The organism is Dactylosporangium sp. NPDC005572 (assembly GCF_040605515.1).
In the GTDB taxonomy this organism is placed as follows: Bacteria; Actinomycetota; Actinomycetes; order Mycobacteriales; family Micromonosporaceae; genus Dactylosporangium.
In genome coordinates this window covers 1-16,108 of record NZ_JBEXCY010000084.1, presented here as the reverse complement: position 1 = coordinate 16,108, position 16,108 = coordinate 1, and the positions used below count along the sequence as shown (strand labels likewise).

Annotated in this window: 17 protein-coding genes; 9 read left to right on the top strand and 8 right to left on the bottom strand. The window is 71.0% G+C overall.

Going from position 1 to position 16,108, the window contains the following annotated elements; genetic code table 11:
• Positions 1-22 precede the first annotated feature (22 nt).
• From ABZS66_RS32475 to ABZS66_RS32460, 4 genes are all read right to left on the bottom strand, one after another.
• Complete coding sequence (locus ABZS66_RS32475; RefSeq protein WP_354764375.1) at positions 23-826, bottom strand: carbohydrate ABC transporter permease; 804 nt, start codon at positions 824-826, stop codon at positions 23-25.
• On the bottom strand, positions 819-1,700 hold the full coding sequence (locus ABZS66_RS32470) for a sugar ABC transporter permease (protein ID WP_354764373.1): 882 nt from the start codon (positions 1,698-1,700) through the stop codon (positions 819-821). Before ABZS66_RS32470 ends, ABZS66_RS32475 begins: the two co-directional genes overlap by 8 nt.
• Positions 1,700-2,926, bottom strand: a complete 1,227-nt coding sequence (locus ABZS66_RS32465) for an ROK family transcriptional regulator (RefSeq protein WP_354764371.1) — start codon at positions 2,924-2,926, stop codon at positions 1,700-1,702. Before ABZS66_RS32465 ends, ABZS66_RS32470 begins: the two co-directional genes overlap by 1 nt.
• A 175-nt stretch (positions 2,927-3,101) precedes the next feature.
• Positions 3,102-5,057: a heavy metal translocating P-type ATPase gene (locus tag ABZS66_RS32460; RefSeq protein ID WP_354764433.1), complete on the bottom strand. Its 1,956-nt coding sequence runs from the start codon at positions 5,055-5,057 to the stop codon at positions 3,102-3,104.
• A gap of 271 nt (positions 5,058-5,328) precedes the next feature.
• Here ABZS66_RS32460 and ABZS66_RS32455 point away from each other — a divergent pair, with 271 nt between their 5' ends.
• The 3 genes from ABZS66_RS32455 to ABZS66_RS32445 all read left to right on the top strand — a co-directional run bounded on the left by ABZS66_RS32455 (position 5,329) and on the right by ABZS66_RS32445 (position 7,710).
• Positions 5,329-5,826, top strand: a complete 498-nt coding sequence (locus ABZS66_RS32455) for a sulfite exporter TauE/SafE family protein (protein ID WP_354764369.1) — start codon at positions 5,329-5,331, stop codon at positions 5,824-5,826.
• Between the two features lie 365 nt (positions 5,827-6,191).
• Positions 6,192-6,767: a TetR/AcrR family transcriptional regulator gene (locus ABZS66_RS32450; protein WP_354764367.1), complete on the top strand. Its 576-nt coding sequence runs from the start codon at positions 6,192-6,194 to the stop codon at positions 6,765-6,767.
• Between the two features lie 31 nt (positions 6,768-6,798).
• The gene (locus ABZS66_RS32445) at positions 6,799-7,710 is read left to right on the top strand and encodes an SDR family NAD(P)-dependent oxidoreductase (protein WP_354764365.1); all 912 of its coding nucleotides are present in this window, start codon (positions 6,799-6,801) and stop codon (positions 7,708-7,710) included.
• Between the two features lie 92 nt (positions 7,711-7,802).
• Here the strand turns inward: ABZS66_RS32445 and ABZS66_RS32440 are convergent, their stop codons facing one another.
• Positions 7,803-8,300 (bottom strand): helix-turn-helix domain-containing protein, encoded by a 498-nt coding sequence (locus ABZS66_RS32440; RefSeq protein ID WP_354764364.1) that lies wholly within the window; start codon positions 8,298-8,300, stop codon positions 7,803-7,805.
• Positions 8,301-8,373: 73 nt separating this feature from the next.
• Between ABZS66_RS32440 and ABZS66_RS32435 the strand changes: the two genes are divergently transcribed.
• Both ABZS66_RS32435 and ABZS66_RS32430 read left to right on the top strand, forming a co-directional pair.
• A complete protein-coding gene (locus ABZS66_RS32435; protein ID WP_354764363.1) occupies positions 8,374-8,970 on the top strand; it encodes a dihydrofolate reductase family protein in 597 nt (198 codons plus the stop codon).
• Positions 8,964-9,758: an MBL fold metallo-hydrolase gene (locus ABZS66_RS32430; protein ID WP_354764362.1), complete on the top strand. Its 795-nt coding sequence runs from the start codon at positions 8,964-8,966 to the stop codon at positions 9,756-9,758. The genes ABZS66_RS32435 and ABZS66_RS32430 overlap by 7 nt, the downstream gene beginning before the upstream one ends.
• Before the next feature lie 167 nt (positions 9,759-9,925).
• Here the strand turns inward: ABZS66_RS32430 and ABZS66_RS32425 are convergent, their stop codons facing one another.
• Entirely contained in the window at positions 9,926-11,050 is a 1,125-nt protein-coding gene (locus tag ABZS66_RS32425; RefSeq protein ID WP_354764431.1) for an NAD(P)/FAD-dependent oxidoreductase, read from the bottom strand.
• A gap of 28 nt (positions 11,051-11,078) precedes the next feature.
• Between ABZS66_RS32425 and ABZS66_RS32420 the strand changes: the two genes are divergently transcribed.
• Positions 11,079-11,804 carry a TetR/AcrR family transcriptional regulator C-terminal domain-containing protein gene (locus ABZS66_RS32420; protein WP_354764360.1) on the top strand — a complete coding sequence of 242 codons (726 nt, stop codon included), beginning with the start codon at positions 11,079-11,081 and terminating at the stop codon, positions 11,802-11,804.
• A gap of 51 nt (positions 11,805-11,855) precedes the next feature.
• Here the strand turns inward: ABZS66_RS32420 and ABZS66_RS32415 are convergent, their stop codons facing one another.
• On the bottom strand, positions 11,856-12,224 hold the full coding sequence (locus tag ABZS66_RS32415; RefSeq protein WP_354764358.1) for a VOC family protein: 369 nt from the start codon (positions 12,222-12,224) through the stop codon (positions 11,856-11,858).
• 63 nt (positions 12,225-12,287) lie between these two features.
• Here ABZS66_RS32415 and ABZS66_RS32410 point away from each other — a divergent pair, with 63 nt between their 5' ends.
• Positions 12,288-12,737, top strand: coding sequence for a MarR family transcriptional regulator (locus tag ABZS66_RS32410; RefSeq protein WP_354764356.1), 450 nt, complete (start codon positions 12,288-12,290; stop codon positions 12,735-12,737).
• Between the two features lie 11 nt (positions 12,738-12,748).
• Here the strand turns inward: ABZS66_RS32410 and ABZS66_RS32405 are convergent, their stop codons facing one another.
• Positions 12,749-13,009 (bottom strand): hypothetical protein, encoded by a 261-nt coding sequence (locus ABZS66_RS32405; RefSeq protein ID WP_354764354.1) that lies wholly within the window; start codon positions 13,007-13,009, stop codon positions 12,749-12,751.
• Positions 13,010-13,182: 173 nt separating this feature from the next.
• Between ABZS66_RS32405 and ABZS66_RS32400 the strand changes: the two genes are divergently transcribed.
• Both ABZS66_RS32400 and ABZS66_RS32395 read left to right on the top strand, forming a co-directional pair.
• Complete coding sequence (locus ABZS66_RS32400; protein WP_354764352.1) at positions 13,183-13,704, top strand: hypothetical protein; 522 nt, start codon at positions 13,183-13,185, stop codon at positions 13,702-13,704.
• 164 nt (positions 13,705-13,868) lie between these two features.
• Positions 13,869-16,108 (top strand): AAA family ATPase (locus tag ABZS66_RS32395; protein ID WP_354764350.1); only part of this gene is annotated, 2,240 nt, incomplete at its 3' end.

The following is a 16,108-nucleotide window of genomic DNA, read 5'->3' as shown; positions in this document are numbered from 1 at the left end:
GCGGGGTGTGCGGGGTGTCTGGTTACTTGAGACCGGCCTGGGCGACGCTCTGCACGATGTGCTGCTGCGCCACGGCGTAGAGGGCGAGGATGGGAACGATGCTCACCACCGAGCCGGCCATGATCGCGTTCCACTGGACGGTGTACTCGCCGCTGAGGCTGGCCAGGCCCAGTGGCAGGGTCATAAACTCGCGGGAGCGGATGACGACGAGCGGCCACAGGAACGCGTTCCAGCTGGACATGAACGCGAACAGGCCGTAGGTCACCAGGGCGGGGCGGATCAGCGGCAGCGTGATCCGCAGGAAGATGCGGATGTGCCCGGCCCCGTCGACGAACGCCGCCTCGTCGAGCTCCCTGGGCAGCACGGCGACGGACTGGCGCAGCAGGAACACACCGAACGCGGAGGCGATCGTCGGGACGATGAGCGAGGCGTACGTGTCGACCAGGTCGAACGCGCGGACCTCGATGAACAGCGGCACGACGAGCACCTGCATGGGGATCATCAGCGTCGCGAGGTACGCGACGAAGACGACGTTCTTGCCGGGGAAGTCGAGCCGCGCGAAGGCATAGGCCGCCGTGGAGCTGGTGATGAGCAGCAGCGCGGTGGAGACCACGGCCAGCACGAGGCTGTTCACCGTGATCCGCCAGAACGGCAGGACCTCGAAGAGTTTGCGGTACCCGTCGAGGCCGGCCTGCTCGGGGATCAGGCGGGGCGTGGTGAGCACGTCGCCGCCGGCGGTGATCGAGGTGACGAAGGTCCAGACGAACGGGAAGATCATGAGCAGTGCGCCGACGGCGAGCACCGCGGCGAGCAGGCGCCTAGACATAGGTCACCCACCGGCGCAGCAGGCGCTGCTGGACGACGGTGACCACCAGGATCAGCGCGAACAGCAGCAGGCTCAGGGCCGACGCGCCGCCGGCGTCGCCGTAGCGGAACGTCAGGTCGTAGATCTGCTGGACCAGCGGCCGGGAGGCGCCGGCCGGCCCGCCGCCGGTCATGACGTAGATCTGGTCGAAGACCTGGAACCCGCTGATCAGCGAGATCACCACCACGAAGTAGCTCGACGGGGTCAGCAGCGGGAACGTGACGCGCCAGAAGGTCTGCCACGCCGAGGCGCCGTCGAGGCGGGCGGCCTCGAGGTACTCCTCCGGGATGCTCTGCAGGCCGGCCAGCAGGATGACCATGACGAACCCGGCGTCCTTCCACACCGACGCGACGACCGCGGACGGGATCGCCCAGCCCGCCGACGCCCACCAGCCCGGCCCGGGGATGCCGACTGCCTCCAGGGCGTGGTTGACCAGGCCGTTGGCCGGGTTCAGCAGCCACTTCCAGGTCAGCGCGACGACGACCCAGCTGGTGACGACCGGCAGGAAGTACATCGAGCGCACCAGGCTCCGCCCGGGGAACCGGCGGTTGAGCCCGACGGCGAGCGCCAGGCCCAGCACGTAGACCAGGGGCAGGTACAAGCCCAGGAAGTACAGCGTGTGCAGCAGCGCGTCGCGGGTGGCGGCGTCGCCGAGCAGCCGGGTGTAGTTGTCCAGGCCGGTCCACCGCATCGGCGACTGCAGGTTCCAGTCGTGCAGGCTGATCCACGCCGCGCCGAACATCGGCGCGATCGTGAACAGCAGCAGCGGGACGGCGCTCGGCAGCAGGAACAGCGCGACGACGGCGGCCTTGCGCACCCCGCGCGGGCCGACCATCACTCCACCGTCCCGTCGGCGCCGCCGGAGCCGTGCAGGCGGGCGACGACGAGGTTCGCCTGTTCGCCGCCGAACCCGTCGAGGTCGAACGGCGCGGCGAGCACCAGCGCCGCCGCGCCCTGCGCCCAGCTGCTGTCGTCCCAGTCGTGCACCACCACGTCGATCCCGTCGCCGCCGCGGACCTGGCGGCGGGCGAACTCGGCGCGGAACGTCGCGTCCCAGTGGATCCAGTGCGCGACTCCCTCGCCGGCGAGGACGATCCGCGCCGGGTCGAGCATGTTCGCGGCGCCGGCGACCGCCCGGCCGAGCAGCCGGCCGGCGTCGGCGAAGATCTCGACGGCGGGCCCGTCACCGCGGTCGGCGGCCGCGACGAGCGCGGCGAACCCCTGGCGCGGGCCGATCACGCCACCGGCGCGGGCGATGCGCTCCAGCGCCGGCTCGCCGAGCCACGCCTCCAGGCAGCCGTGCCGGCCGCACTGGCACAGCGGCCCCTGGTCGTCCATCGGCACGTGCCCGAACTCACCGGCGCCGCCCTTGCCGCCCCGGTACACCGAGCGGTCGGCGACGATGCTCAGGCCGATGCCGCGGCCGATGGTCAGCACGAGGAAGTCGTCCGCCTCGCGGCCGTGGCCGTAGAGCACCTCGGCGACGGCGAGGGCGTTGACGTCGTTCTCCACCACGACCGGCAGCCCGAGCGCACCGCGCAGGTGCCGGCCGACCGGCAGCCGGCGCCACTGCAGCACGTCGGCGTCGACGATGCCCTTGTCGGGCTGCGGCACGACGCCCGGCACCGCCACGCCGACGCCGAGAAGCTTGGGCAGCCCGGGGTCGAGGAGCGTGTGCGGCGCCAGCTCGGCGGCGAGCCTGGCGAGTGCGTCGGGGGCCATCGCGTCGAACGCCAGGGTGGTACTGCTGAGCATCTGCCCGTCGAGCCGGACGTTGACGATCACGAGGTGGTCGGCCGCGACCTTGACCCCGAGCGCCCGGCCGGCCCCGCCCACGAGGCCGATGAGCGACCCGGGCCGCCCACCGCTGGACGGCGCCTGCGCGACCTCCTCGACCATCCGCTGCTCCAGCAGCCGGCGCATGATCTGCGACACAGCGGTGGGACTGAGCCCGAGCTCACGCGCGATGTCCGCGCGGGACATCGGCCCTCGGCTCCCGAGGAGCGCGAGCACCGCCGACCGGGAGAGGTCCCGCCCGGCCCCATGCTTCGCTAACGGCACTTCGTCCACCTACTTCATTAAGTTGCGATACAAAGTCCCACGCGGGTCTCCCAAGGTCAAGGACACATTTCGGTAACCGCTCGGAAATGGCCGCCCGCCACGCCGCCGTCAACGCCGAGCGCCGCGGGGCCCCATCGAGGGCCTCGCGGCGCTGGCACCACCAGAGAGTCGCGGACTACGTCAGGTCGGGCGTCAGCCGGACCCGGCGCAGCAGCTGGGCGTTGAGGGCGACGACGATCGTGGACGCGGACATCAGCACCGCCCCGATCGCGGGGCTGAGGGTGATGCCCGCCCAGGCCAGCGTTCCTGCCGCGAGCGGGATCGCGACGATGTTGTACCCCGCCGCCCAGGCGAGGTTCTGGATCATCTTGCGGTAGGAGGCGCGGGACAGGCGGATCACCCCGGTGACGCCGCGCGGGTCGGAGGAGGCCAGCACCACGCCGGCGGACTCGATGGCCACGTCGGTGCCGGCGCCGATGGCGATGCCGACGTCGGCGCGGGCCAGGGCCGGTGCGTCGTTGACCCCGTCACCGACCATCGCCACGGTGAGCCCACGGGCCTGCAACTGGGCGACGGCCTGGTCCTTGTCGGCGGGCAGCACCTCGGCGAACACCTCGTCCAGGCCGAGGTCGGCGGCGACCGCCTCGGCGACCGGCCGGGCGTCCCCGGTGATCATGACCAGTCTGCCGACGCCCTGCGCGCGGAGCTCGGCGATGGCCTGCCGGGCCTCCGGACGTACCTCGTCCTCGAGTCCCAGCGCACCGAGCACCTCGGCGCCGGTGTCACCGACGCGCAGCAGGTGCAGCACCGCGGCGCCGCGCGCCGACCACGCGGCGGTCTGCTCGACGAGCTCGCCGGGCACCTCGGCGCCGAGCTCGCGCAGCAGGGCGGGGCCGCCGACCGCGTAGCGGGTCCCGTCGACGGTGGCCTGCACGCCGCGCCCGGTCAGGGAGCGGAACTCCGCGGCCCGGGCCGCGCGGTCGCCTGCGGCCGAGACGATCGCCCTGGCCAGGGGGTGCTCACTGTCGGCCTCGACGGCGCCGGCCAGCCGCAGCACCTCGTCCTCGGGCACGCCCGGGGCGGCGGCGACACCGGCGACCACGTGCGCGCCCCGGGTGAGCGTGCCGGTCTTGTCGAACAGCACCGCGTCGACCGTGCGCATCCGCTCCAGGGCGAGGCGGTCCTTGACCAGGATGCCGGCCTTGGCGGAGACCGCCGTGGACAGCGCGATCACCAGCGGGATGGCCAGGCCGAGCGCGTGCGGGCAGGCGATCACCAGCACCGTCACGGTGCGGACCACCGACTGGTCAAGGTTGCCGAGCGCCCACCAGACCGCAAATGTCGCCGCCGCGGCGGCGGTCGCGACGTAGAAGAGCACCGCGGCGAACCGGTCGGCCAGGACCTGGGCCCGCCCGGAGGACTCCTGCGCCTGCGCGACCAGACGGCCGATCCCGGCGAGGGCGGTGTCATCGCCGACCGCATCGACCCGCACCCGCAGCGCGGAGTCGGTCGCCACGGTGCCGGCGACCACGCGGTCTCCGGGGCCGCGGCGCACCGGCCGGGACTCGCCGGTGATCATCGACTCGTCCAGGTCGGCCTCGCCGTCGACGACCCGGCCGTCCGCGGGGACGCGGGCGCCGGAGCGGACCAGGACCACGTCATCGACGCGCAGGTGCGCCACCGGCACCGCCGCGACGGTGCCGTCCGCGGCGACGACCTCGGCCTCGTCGGGCAGCAGGGCCGCGAGCGCGGCGAGCGCGCCCTGGGCCTGGCCGATCGCCTTCATCTCCTGCCAGTGCCCGAGTAGCATGATCGTGACGAGGGCGGCGAGCTCCCACCAGAAGTCGAGGTCGAACAGGCCGACGCTGGTGGCCACCGAGGCGACGTAGGCGACGGTGATCGCCATCGAGATCAGCAGCATCATGCCCGGCGCCCGGTCGCGGACCTCGCGGACGCCGCCGACCAGGAACGGCCATCCGCCGTAGAGGAAGACGACCGAGCCGAGCAGCGGTCCGACCCAGGTGACGCCGGGGAAGTCGAGCCGGTAGCCGAACCAGTCCATGACCATCTCGCTGGTCAGCACCACCGGCACGGTGAGCGCCAGGCTCAGCCAGAACTTGCGCCGGAACATCTCCGGGTCGTGCCCGGCATGCTTGTCGTGCCCTTGGTGCCCACCGTGGTGGACCGCATGGCCGGCGTGGGCGTCTGGCGGCGATCCATGGTCGTGATGGCCGCTGTGCACGTGCGTCCTGCTGGTCGCGTCGGACATGGCGCCCTCCCTTCACTCAGTCCCACCATACCCCCCGGGGGTATAGACCGCAAAGCGGGGGCGCGGCGGTGGGGCTCGCCGTACACGAACCGCGGCCGGTCTCGCCACCGCGCTACTCGGACAGGTCCCGCCAGTGAACGCGACGGCATCCGCCGTGGCCGGCGCACTGCTCCTGGCACACGCTCCGCTGAGCCCGCTCAAACGCATCCTCGGGCTCTTCCTGATCGGCGTCGTCGTCTGGCGTCGCCTCCACCGGCGACCCGGCGCGCCCCGCGACCACGCATTCGTCTGGGTCGGCGCGGCCTCGGGCTTCGGATCCGCACTCCTGGGCTCGGTCGGCCCGCTGACCGCACCGTTCTTCCTCGCCTACGGCCTTACCCGGGCCGCCTACATCGGCACCGAGGCAGCCGCCGCGGTCACCATGCACCTGACCAAGACTGCGGCATACGGGACCGGTGACCTGCTCACCACGCGAGTGCTGCTGTATGGGGCCGCTCTGACCCCTGCCACACTCGCCGGCAGTTGGGCCGGCAAGAAGATCGTCGGCCGCGTCAGCGACCGCGCGTTCGTCATCCTGGTCGAAGCCGGTCTCGTCGCCGCCGGACTGCTCTTCGTTGCCGGCATCTCCTGACGCTCGACCGCTGCCCTGTCCGGATACCGACCTCTCCCACGTACACGACATCCGGCTACGGTCCCGGCACCAGCTCGGCGCCTCCCACGGTGTCGGCATCCGCCTCGTCCCCGACGCCGCCGCTTCGTCCGCTGGACCGGGCAGTCAAGGTCGGACCCGCTGTCGAGGCACCTGTCAGCCGGGTGTGTTCACGCGTGCGTGCAGCGCGGTGCCGGTAGCACCGCGCCGCACGCGATCCGATCCGTCTTGTGGCGCGGTCGACCTGCGGAGACGTAGGTCAACCGCCTCTGGGCTCACCACCTCCAGTAGCAGTCCACTCCTCGTCATACTTGACAGTGTCGGCACATATTGTCTACCTTGTAGATGTGAGCGAAGACGATGGTGCAACAGGAACGGGCCGCGATCGCCGGTCGATGATCCTCGGCGCGGCGGCGGCGACCCTGCTGCGATTCGGATACCGGAAGGCATCGGTGGACGAGGTCGCACGCTTGGCCGAGATCTCAAGGGCGGGCCTCTACCTGCACTTCCCGACCAAGGAGGCGCTGTTCACCGCGACGATCGATCATCTGCTCACCACCAGCGTCGCCTCGTCCCGCGCCGCGCTGGTCGCGGCTGGAGTCCCGCTGGAGGAGCGGATTCTGAACGCATTCGCATCGATGGCCGGCGAGACGCTCGCATCGCGGTTGGACGAAGTCCTTGAGATCGCGGAGCGGCTCACCGGGCGGCCGGCGAAGGAACTCGAGGGGATGATCATCGCCGAGTTCGCGGCGGCTCTCAACCAGACGGAACGTTCGAGCCCGTGGCGGCGCAACGGGGACAGCGCGGAATCGGTGGCGACGATGCTCTATGCCACCTCTGCGGGACTCAAGCACCTTGTCTCGTCCATGCCCGAATACCTCGACCAGATGCGCCAGGTCATCCGGTTCGTCTGCAACCCCTGACCGAGCCCTACCAACGAGAAGGAAACAGGCCATGAAAAAGTCGGTCTTCATCACCGGTGCCACGTCCGGCATTGGACGCGCGGCAACGGTTGAGTTCGCCTCGCACGACTACGATGTGTTCGCCACCTACCGATCGGAAACCGACCGGCACACACTGGAGGCCATCGCCAACGTTCATCCGATCCAGATGGACGTGACGGTCCCGGCCGACCTCGACCGGGCATACGCCACAGTCGCCGCGAAGGTGGGAGCACGCGGACTCTACGCCGTGCTCAACAACGCTGGGACCACCTACTCGGCACCGTTCGAGTTCGCCGACGAACAGCGCGCGAGGCAGGTCATGGAGGTCAACCTGATGGCCCCGTACCGCATCACCCAGAAGTTCATCCCGCTGCTCGTCGCGCACAACCGTGACAACAAGGTGAAGGCGCGGGTCGTGAACATCGCGTCGTGGGCCGGCCTGATGTCAGCCCCGTTCATCGGCTTCTACAACGCATCGAAGTTCGCCCTGATCGGCCTGACCGAGTCGATGTTCTACGACCTGCGACTCCTTGACATCCATACAGTCCTCGCGATCCCCGGGCTCACGAAGACACCGCTGCTGGCCAAAACCACCGGCGACCTGACCGCAACCCTCAGCGCCATGCCCGAGGCCGGCCGGGCGCGATACCAGAACCTCCTCGATCACTACGCGAACCTGGGCGCGAGTTCGGCGTCGAACTCCATGCTCGCCCGCCCGGAGCAGCTCGCCCGCAAGCTCCACCGCATCGTCGAAAAGCCCAAACCGCGATACAAGAACTACCTCGGCGCCGACGCCAACTTCATCGACAACGTGATGACCAGACTCCCCTGGGCAGCCCGGGTGGCCATGAACACGCGGATGTACAAACTGGACAGTCGCACCCCGGAAACCCAGGCCCTGCCCCTCCCCGCGACAGCGTAGCCCCCGCCAACCAGCGACTTGCGTCATCGACAATGCCGAGCCGGCGCCGCGAAACCGGGTCCAAGCAGGCGCTCTACCGCGAGCTGTCCTACCTAGTCGGCGTGTGCCTGCTCGGCGGCTGCGGTGTAGGCGGCATCGAGGCGCTCGAACGGGCCCGGGCCGTCGTGCGGCTTCGGCGGGGCGCCGAGGTGGCGGACGCGGAGTTCGTCCATGAGCTCCTCGACGAACGCCGGACCCTCGTCGCGCATGAGCTGCTGCCGGCTCCGGAGCTCGTCGCTGCCGGGGCGCCAGTCGAGGCCCCAGTTGCCGAGGGCGTAGATGATCGGCAGCGTCTGGATGCCGGCTTCAGTGAGGCTGTAGCGGGCACGCTGGCCCCGGGCGGCGGTGCCGCGGGTGAGGATCCCCGCCTCGACGAGCCGCACCAGGCGGTCGGCGAGGATGTTCGAGGCGATGCCCTCGATCGACCCGGTGAGCAGCGCCCGGAAGTAGCGGCGGTCGCCGAAGATGATGTCGCGCAGGACGAGCAGCGACCAGCGATCGCCGAGCGCCTCGACGGCGGCGTTGATCGGACACCCGGACCGTGGTTCCACGACTCCTCCTTGACAGGTACTTCGCCCTCAATATAGTGATTGCAGAACGCAACCACTATGGGATGGGAAGAGGATGGGCCGCTTCGTTTACTCGATGAACGTGTCCCTCGACCTGCTGATCGAGCAAGTTCCCGGGGACAACGGCGCGGGCGAGTGGCTGCGCATCGACGAGGAAGTGCACCGCGAGGCCAACGCGCGTACGCGGACGCTCGCGCTCATGGTCCATGGCCGGGTCATCTACGAGGTCATGGAGGAGTACTGGCCACGGGCGCGCGAGGACGCGTCGCTGCCGGACTACATGCGTGAGTACGCCGAGATCTGGACTTCCAAGCCCAAGGTGCTCGTCTCCCGCACCCGCCACGACGCCGACCACAACACCCGGATCATCGGCAGCGACGACGCGATCGAGCAGCTCGCCGCCCTGCGGGCCCAGACCGACGGCAGCATCAGCGTGGGCGGCGCGGCGCTCGCGACGCAGCTGCTCCGGGCGGGGCTGCTCGACGAGCTGATGGTCTGGACCCACCCCGCGATCCTCGGCTTCGGCCGGCCGCTGTTCGACGACTACGACATGCCGATCGACCTCGACCTGCTCGAGCAGCGTTCGTTCAAGCAGGGCGTCACGCTGCACCGTTACGCCATCCAGGACGTAAGGGAGGCGAGCTCGTGCTGAGGCGGATCGCGGACGGTGTGCTGGTCCACGAGAGCGGGTTCTGCCAGAGCAACGCCGTTGTCGTGCAAGGCGGCGACGGCGTGTTGCTCATCGACGCCGGGGTGCACGGCGACGAACTGGCCTGCCTCGCGAACGACCTGTCCGGCTCGGGCCAGACCGTCGTGATGGGCTTCTCGACCCATCCGCACTGGGATCACCTGCTGTGGCACCCCGGGCTCGGCGAGGCGCCCCGCTACGGCACGGCCCGCTGCGCGGACACCGCCAGGGACCGACTGTCGAACGGGATCGATGCACGCCGGTTCGGCATCCCCGACGAGGTACCACTGGACCTGCTCGGCCTCATCACCGGCCTGCCCGCGGATGCTGCCCGCATCCCGTGGGACGGCCCTGAGGTCCGGATCATCGAACATCAGGCGCACGCCCCGGGCCATGCGGCGCTGCTGGTTGCGGAGCGCGGCGTTCTCGTCGCCGGCGACATGCTGTCCGATGTCCTGATCCCGATGCTCGACCTCAACGGCACCGCCGACCCGATCGAGCACTACCTCGCCGCGCTGCAACTGCTCGCCGGCGTGGCCGACGATGTCGGTGTCGTCGTCCCCGGCCACGGGTCCGTCGGCGCAGCCGATCAGGTACCCGCACGGATCGACCAGGACCGGGCGTACGTGCTCGCCCTGCGCGACGGCCACGACCCCGGCGACCCCCGGGTCGGCCCATCCGCCAAGCCCGGCTGGGAGTGGGTGAGCGACGTGCACAACGGGCAAGCCCAGCGCCTCGCCCAGAGAAGCTAGCGCGACAGGACGCAAGTGGAGGACGTCGGCCGCGGCATCCCATCACTCCCTCGTCCCGGCGGCCTCCCCGGCCGCCTCTGACCCGTGCTACGAACGACTCGCCCCGGATCCGACGGTACGCCGGAAGATTTTTCCCGAAACCTCCGCCGCTCGGCGCCGGCGCGTGCTCAGTCTGCGGGTGCCGGTTCGGCGGGCCGGGGCGTGAAGAAGCGGACGATGTCCTCCGCCGCCGTCGGGGACAGCATCATCGCCTGGACCCGTGCGGACATCTCGGCGATCGGGTGCGTCCTGGCGAACATCGCCTCCTCGTACGTGCGGATCGCCGAGTCCGGGTCGGCGGGGCTCGCTGCGAGCCGGACGGCGAGTTCGGCGGCGTCGAGCATGGCCTGGTTCGCGCCCTCGCCGACCGGCGGCATGAGGTGCGCGGCGTCGCCGATGAGGGTGATGCCCGGCCGGCCGGCCCAGCGCGTACCGATGGGCATCGTCTCGATCAGCCGCGGCAACGGCACGCCGTCGCCGGCCTCGATGAGTGCGGTGAGCCGCGGGTCCCAGCCGCTGAACATGTCCAGCAGCGCGCGCTTGCTCCGGTACGTGTCGATGGGGCGATCGTCTGCGCGCAGCGAGATCCCGACCCGGAGGCTGCCGTCGCCGAGGCGCTGCGCCGCCAGGATCTGGTTCACGCCGACGCACCACAGGTTCCCGGGGCCGACCAGCTCGGCGAGACCGGGATGGCGCCGGTCGACGTCTTTGATGTTCAGCTCGACGACGGTGGCCACGTAGGACAGCTGGACGTCGGTCAGCAGCGACCGGACGAATGAGCGCGCACCGTCCGCGCCGACGAGGATGTCGCAGCCGGTTCGGTGGCCGCCGTCGAACGTCAGCTCCCAGCCGCCGTCGGGTCGTGGGGTCGCCGCGACCAGCCGGTGCCGCCAGACAACCGTGTCGCCGGGGAGGGAGTCGAGCAGAAGATCACGCAGTGCGCTCCGGTCGATCTCGGGACGTCCGGAGAACGAGCCGGGTTGCGGCTCATGGTGGACCAGGGTCCGTCCGGCCGGGTCGACGATGCGATGCTCCTCGCCCTCGGGCCGCGCCTGCGACCGGAACCGGCCGGCGAGACCCGCCTCGGCCAGGGCGTGCTGGCCGGACTCCGGGTGCAGGTCGAGCGAGCCGCCCTGGGTCCGCGCGGATCGGCTCGCCTCGCGCTCGTACACCACCGCATCGATGCCGTGCCGATGCAGGACCCGTGCCAGCGTCAGCCCGCCAAGACCACCACCGGCGATCGCGATGCGCATGTTCACCCCGTTACCGTACACTGTATTTGTGGATACACCGTACGGTAGCGAACCGCTGCCCGTTTGGGAACGGCCCGAACCTCTGCCCCGGGCGGCGCCGGTGCCGTTGAGCCGCGAGAAGATCGCCGCTGCGGCGATCCGGCTTGCCGACGCGCACGGCCTCGACGGCCTGTCGCTTCGCAAGATCGCCAAAGAGCTCGGCGTCGGCCCGATGCGGCTCTACGACTACGTGACCAACAGGTCCGAACTGCTCGACCTGATGGTCGACGTCGTCTACGCCCGGATCGCCGAGGTCGGCCAGCAGTCCGGGTGGCGCGCCACGGTGCTGGCGGTCGCCCGCGCGACCCGCGACGCCGCCCTCGACCATGAGTGGTTCTCCGACCTGCTCGGCGGCAGGCCACACCTGGGACCGCACGCGCTCGCCGTGGGCGAAACGACCGCGGCGGCGCTGAGCCAGTCCCCCGGCGTGCGCGACATCGACGAGCTCCAGCGGGCCCTGGGCGCCCTCAACGCCTTCATCGTCGGAGCGCTCCGCAGAGAGATCACCGAGCGGCGCACCGCCCGTTCCACCGGCACCGATGAAGCCGCCTTTCAGGCCAGCCTCGGCCCCTACCTCACCCGCATGTTGAACACCGGCCGGTACCCCACCGTCGCCCGGCTCGTCATCGACGGCGCCCATCTCAATGCGGAGGAGACCTTCAACCACAACCTGATCACCGTCCTGGACGGCATCACCGGCCGACCCCGCACGTGACCGATTGCAACGGTTGGCGCTCACCTGTCGGACGGTGCAACGTTGCCTGGGTCAGGCGCGGTCGTGGAGCGTGATCTGGTAGCCGTCGAGGTCGGCGAAGGTGAATGTCCGGCCGAAGGGGCCGTCGATCGGTGCGGCGACGATGGTGTGACCGTCGGCGGCGAGAACGTCGTGAATGGCCTGGACGTCGGTGGCGTGGAGCCAGATCGCGGCACCGATGCCGGGCTGGGCAACGGATGCGAGGTCGGTGCCGGGAACGATGTCGCGGAGTGCGAACGCGATCGGCTTGGTGTCGAAGACGACGGCGTGCGGGGGTCCGGCCGGCGACCGGACGAGGCCGAGGTACCGCTCGTAGAACGCCTGCGCAGCGTCGAGGTCGCGGGTTTGGAGCGAGATGAAGTCGGGGCCAGTGGCGGGCATGATGATGCTCCTTCCGTTCGTGTCAGTTTTCTGACACGAGTCAACCTATGTCAGAATGCTGACATGAGTCAAGACGGTGCCGGCGTCGACCTGGAGACGTCACTGGGCTACCTGCTGAAAGAGGCGTCGAGCGCCCTGCGGGTAGCCATGGAGGAGGTGCTGCGGCCGCTCGGGATGAGCGTGACGCACTACTCCTGCCTCGAGCTGCTGGCTCAACGACCGGGCCTGTCGAACTCCGAGCTCGCGCGGGGCGCGTTCGTGACCCGGCAGTCGATGAACGTGCTGCTCCAGGCCCTGGAACGAGACGGTTACGTGACCCGGCCCGCGGAGGCACCCATCGGGAAGGTGCTTCCCACGCGGCTCACGCCGCGCGGCCAACGGAGCCTCGAGAAGGCGTCCGCAGCGGTCCGGTCCGTCGAGGTGAGAATGCTGGCCGGCCTGACCGAGACCGAGCAGTCAGACGCATTCCGGACCCTGAAGAGGATGATCCGTTCCCTGCGCGACGGCACATAGACAGTCCCCGACTACACCCCTTCTGCGATGCGCCGGATATCCCGCAGATGACGGAGGATAACCGCGTCGCCGCGGTGCGCTGCCTCTTTCGGTGTGCCGTCGACAATGGGCACCTCAAGGGATGCCGACAACTCGGCGGCGACAAAGGCAGCCGTCGCGCCTTCGCTGAGAGCAACGAAGCGGCAGCAACCAGTGGCGACGACTCGGCGCCGGACCTGCGGTGCGCCGACCTCGAACAGATGCCGCCGACGTGCGGAAAACCGCATGATCACCGGATATCGGTAGCAGCCGGGAATGTCGACATACCGACCCCGAATCGGACCATCCACTCGCGCGTAACGGTTAGGGGTACCCCCTACGAACTGTACGTCATTAACGTTGGGAAACGAACGAATGCGGCAGGAATAGGCGCCGCACAATTATTCCCGTCCAGTTCGGAGGAACCGTGCGCAATAAATTAGCACGCCGCGCCGCGCTCGCCGGCGCATTCCTGGCCCCGGTGGCGGCGGTACTGCCGGCCACGCCCGCCGCCGCCGCGACCACCGACGCCGGCGGCGGTGGCGTCAACATGCAGTGCGTGTTCGTCGTGACCAGCAACATCACGCCGGGCATCACGCCGACCCTGACCGTGAGCACGTTCGACTCCGGCGGCCTGACCGGCACGGCCACGTGCACGGGCACCGTCAACGGCCGGCGGGTCACCGGCCCGGGCGTCGTCGGCCTGCACGCCACGGAGACGGCGAGCTGCACCGTGCTGTACGGCACGGGCTACTTCGCGGTCCGGGTGCCGATCGCGGGCGGCATCGCCTTGGTGATCGGCTCGTACGTCAGCCAGGGCGGCATCACCGGCGACATGCAGGGCACCGCCCAGGTCCTCTCCATCGACGCCGGCGACTGCTACAACACGCCGGTGACGCGCGTCACCACGCAGAGCAATGTCCACGTCGGGCCGGTCACGACCTCCTGAGCAGGACCGACGTGCCCCGGGAGCCCCTGGCCCCGGGGCACGCGCCGTCCGGTCGGGTGTTGGAAAACAGAATTTGACGAAGTCTTGATGAAAGAAGCGAGATCGCTCCTGAATAATTTCCCGCGGTAGTCGCAGATCGATCAACGCCCATCATCCGGCGTCGGATGCATCGGGCTTGCACGACGTTTCTGCCACAGACGGGGGAACCTCGGATGCTCTCGGCGCGTGCACGACTGGCCGGACGGGACCGACAACTCAAGTTACTCGACGGTTTATATTCCAGCTCGGCCCGCCGGGCGGGCTGGATAGGGGTGGTGTGCGGCGCGGCCACCACCGGCAAGACCGAACTGCTGCAGACGTTCCTGATGATGGCCGGGGACCGCGGCGCGCTCGTGCTCAGCGCGCACGGCGCCGAGCCGGAGCGCCACCTGCCCCTCGGCGTCCTCGAGCGGCTGGTCGCCAGCCCCGGGGTGTCGCCCGCCGTCGCCGGCGAGGTCACCGACGTCGTGGCCCGCGTGCGGGGCGCGTGGAGTACCGACGAGGAGATGGCCGAGGCCGCGGCCCGGCGGGTCGGCGACGCGCTGCTCGGTGCGGCCGGGTCCGAGCCGCTCGTGGTGGCCGTCGACGACGCCCAGGTGACTGACGACGCGTCGCTGCGCTGCCTGCGGTACCTCGCCGGGCACGCCGCGGCCCACCCGCTGCTCGTCCTGCTCAGCGAGAGCATGCCCCTGGTGCCGTCGGACACCGTGCTCGGCGTGCCGCTGCCGACGCCCAAGGGCCACCTCGGGCGGATCTGCCGCATCCCGGTCGAGACGCTCACCCCGGCCGGCGTCGCCGAGGTCCTCGCCCGGTCCACCGGCGAGCCGGCGCTGCCGTCCGCGGCGCACTACCACGCGCTGTCCGGCGGCAACCCGCTGCTGCTGCACGCCCTCATCGAGGACACCCGGCTGGCCGGGGGCGCCGAGGCGGACCGCCCGGTCGTCGGCGACGCGTTCATCGAGGCCGTGGTGGGGTTCCTGTACCGCTGCGACGAGAACACCCGCCGCGTCGCCCGGGCCCTGGCGGTGCTCGGCGACCCGGCGGCGCTGCCCGACATCTCCCGGGTCCTGCACCTGCCCGGGACCCTGGTCGCCCGCGCCGCCCACCTGCTGGAGCGCGGCGGGCTGCTGCACCACGGCTGGTTCCGTCACGAGCAGGCCCGCCTGGCCGCGCTCGCGACGATGAGCCCGCACGCGCGGGCCGGGCTGCACCGCGACGTCGCCGAGCAGTGGTGGCGCGACGGCCGGTCGGCCACCGCGATCGCCCCGCACCTCGTCGAGGCCGGCATCGTCGACGCCGCCTGGGCCGGGCCCACCCTGCGCGACGCGGCCGAGCAGGCCGTGCGGGCCGGGCGGCTCGAACACGCGCACAGCTACGTGCGGGCCGCGCACGCCGTGCCGGCCGACGACATCCAGCGCGCCGGGCTGGCCGCGACGCTGGCCCGGGCCAAGTGGTCGGCGAACCCGGCCGACGTGCGCCGCCACCTGCCGGAGCTCACCGCGGCGTTGCAGGCCGGGCGGCTCGACGGGCGCGACGCCGCCGCGGTGGTGGCGTACCTGCTCTGGCACGGCCGCGCCGAGGAGGCCCTCGACCTGCTGCCGGCCGCGCGGCTGGCCGCGCTCGCCGACCCGGACGCCGAGGCCCTCGTGCACGCGGCCGGGACGTCGCTGGCGTACCTGTACCCGGTGCACGGCCACGGCGCCGACCCGGCCACGGCCGCCCTGACGGCGCTCGCGCGCTGCCCCGACGAGGAGCCGCCCGCGCTCAGCGTCACGGCCCTGCTGACCGCCGCCTTCGCCGACCGGCTCGGCGACGATCCACAGTGGACACAGGACCGGCTGCGACGGCACTGCCCGCACATCTGGCCGGCGTTCGCCGCGGCGGTCCGCGCCGAGCTGGCGCTGCGCCGCGGCGACCTCGAGCGGGCGGTGACCGACGCCGGGCAGGCGCTGACCCTGCTGGAGCCCAACGGCTGGGGCGTGGCCCTCGGCTGGCCCCTGGCGACGCTGGTGCGCACCCTGACCCAGCTCGACAACCACCAGGCGGCGGCCGCGGTGCTCGCGCTGCCCGAGGCGGCGCCGCCGGGCCTGTTCGCCTCGCCGGCCGGGCTGAACTACGTGCTCGCCCGCGGCCACCACTACCTGGCCACCAACCGGCTCCAGAACGCGTTGCACGACTTCCAGGTCTGCGCCGACACCCTGGCCACCTGGGAACTGGACCTGCCGGAGCTGGTGCCGTGGCGGCTCGGGCTGGCCGAGGCCCACCTGCGCCTGGGCAACGACGGCAGGGCCGCCGAGCTGGCCCGCGACATGAGAACAAGTGACCGACACGACACTGCCCGCAACCGCCCTGGCGGGAAGCATCC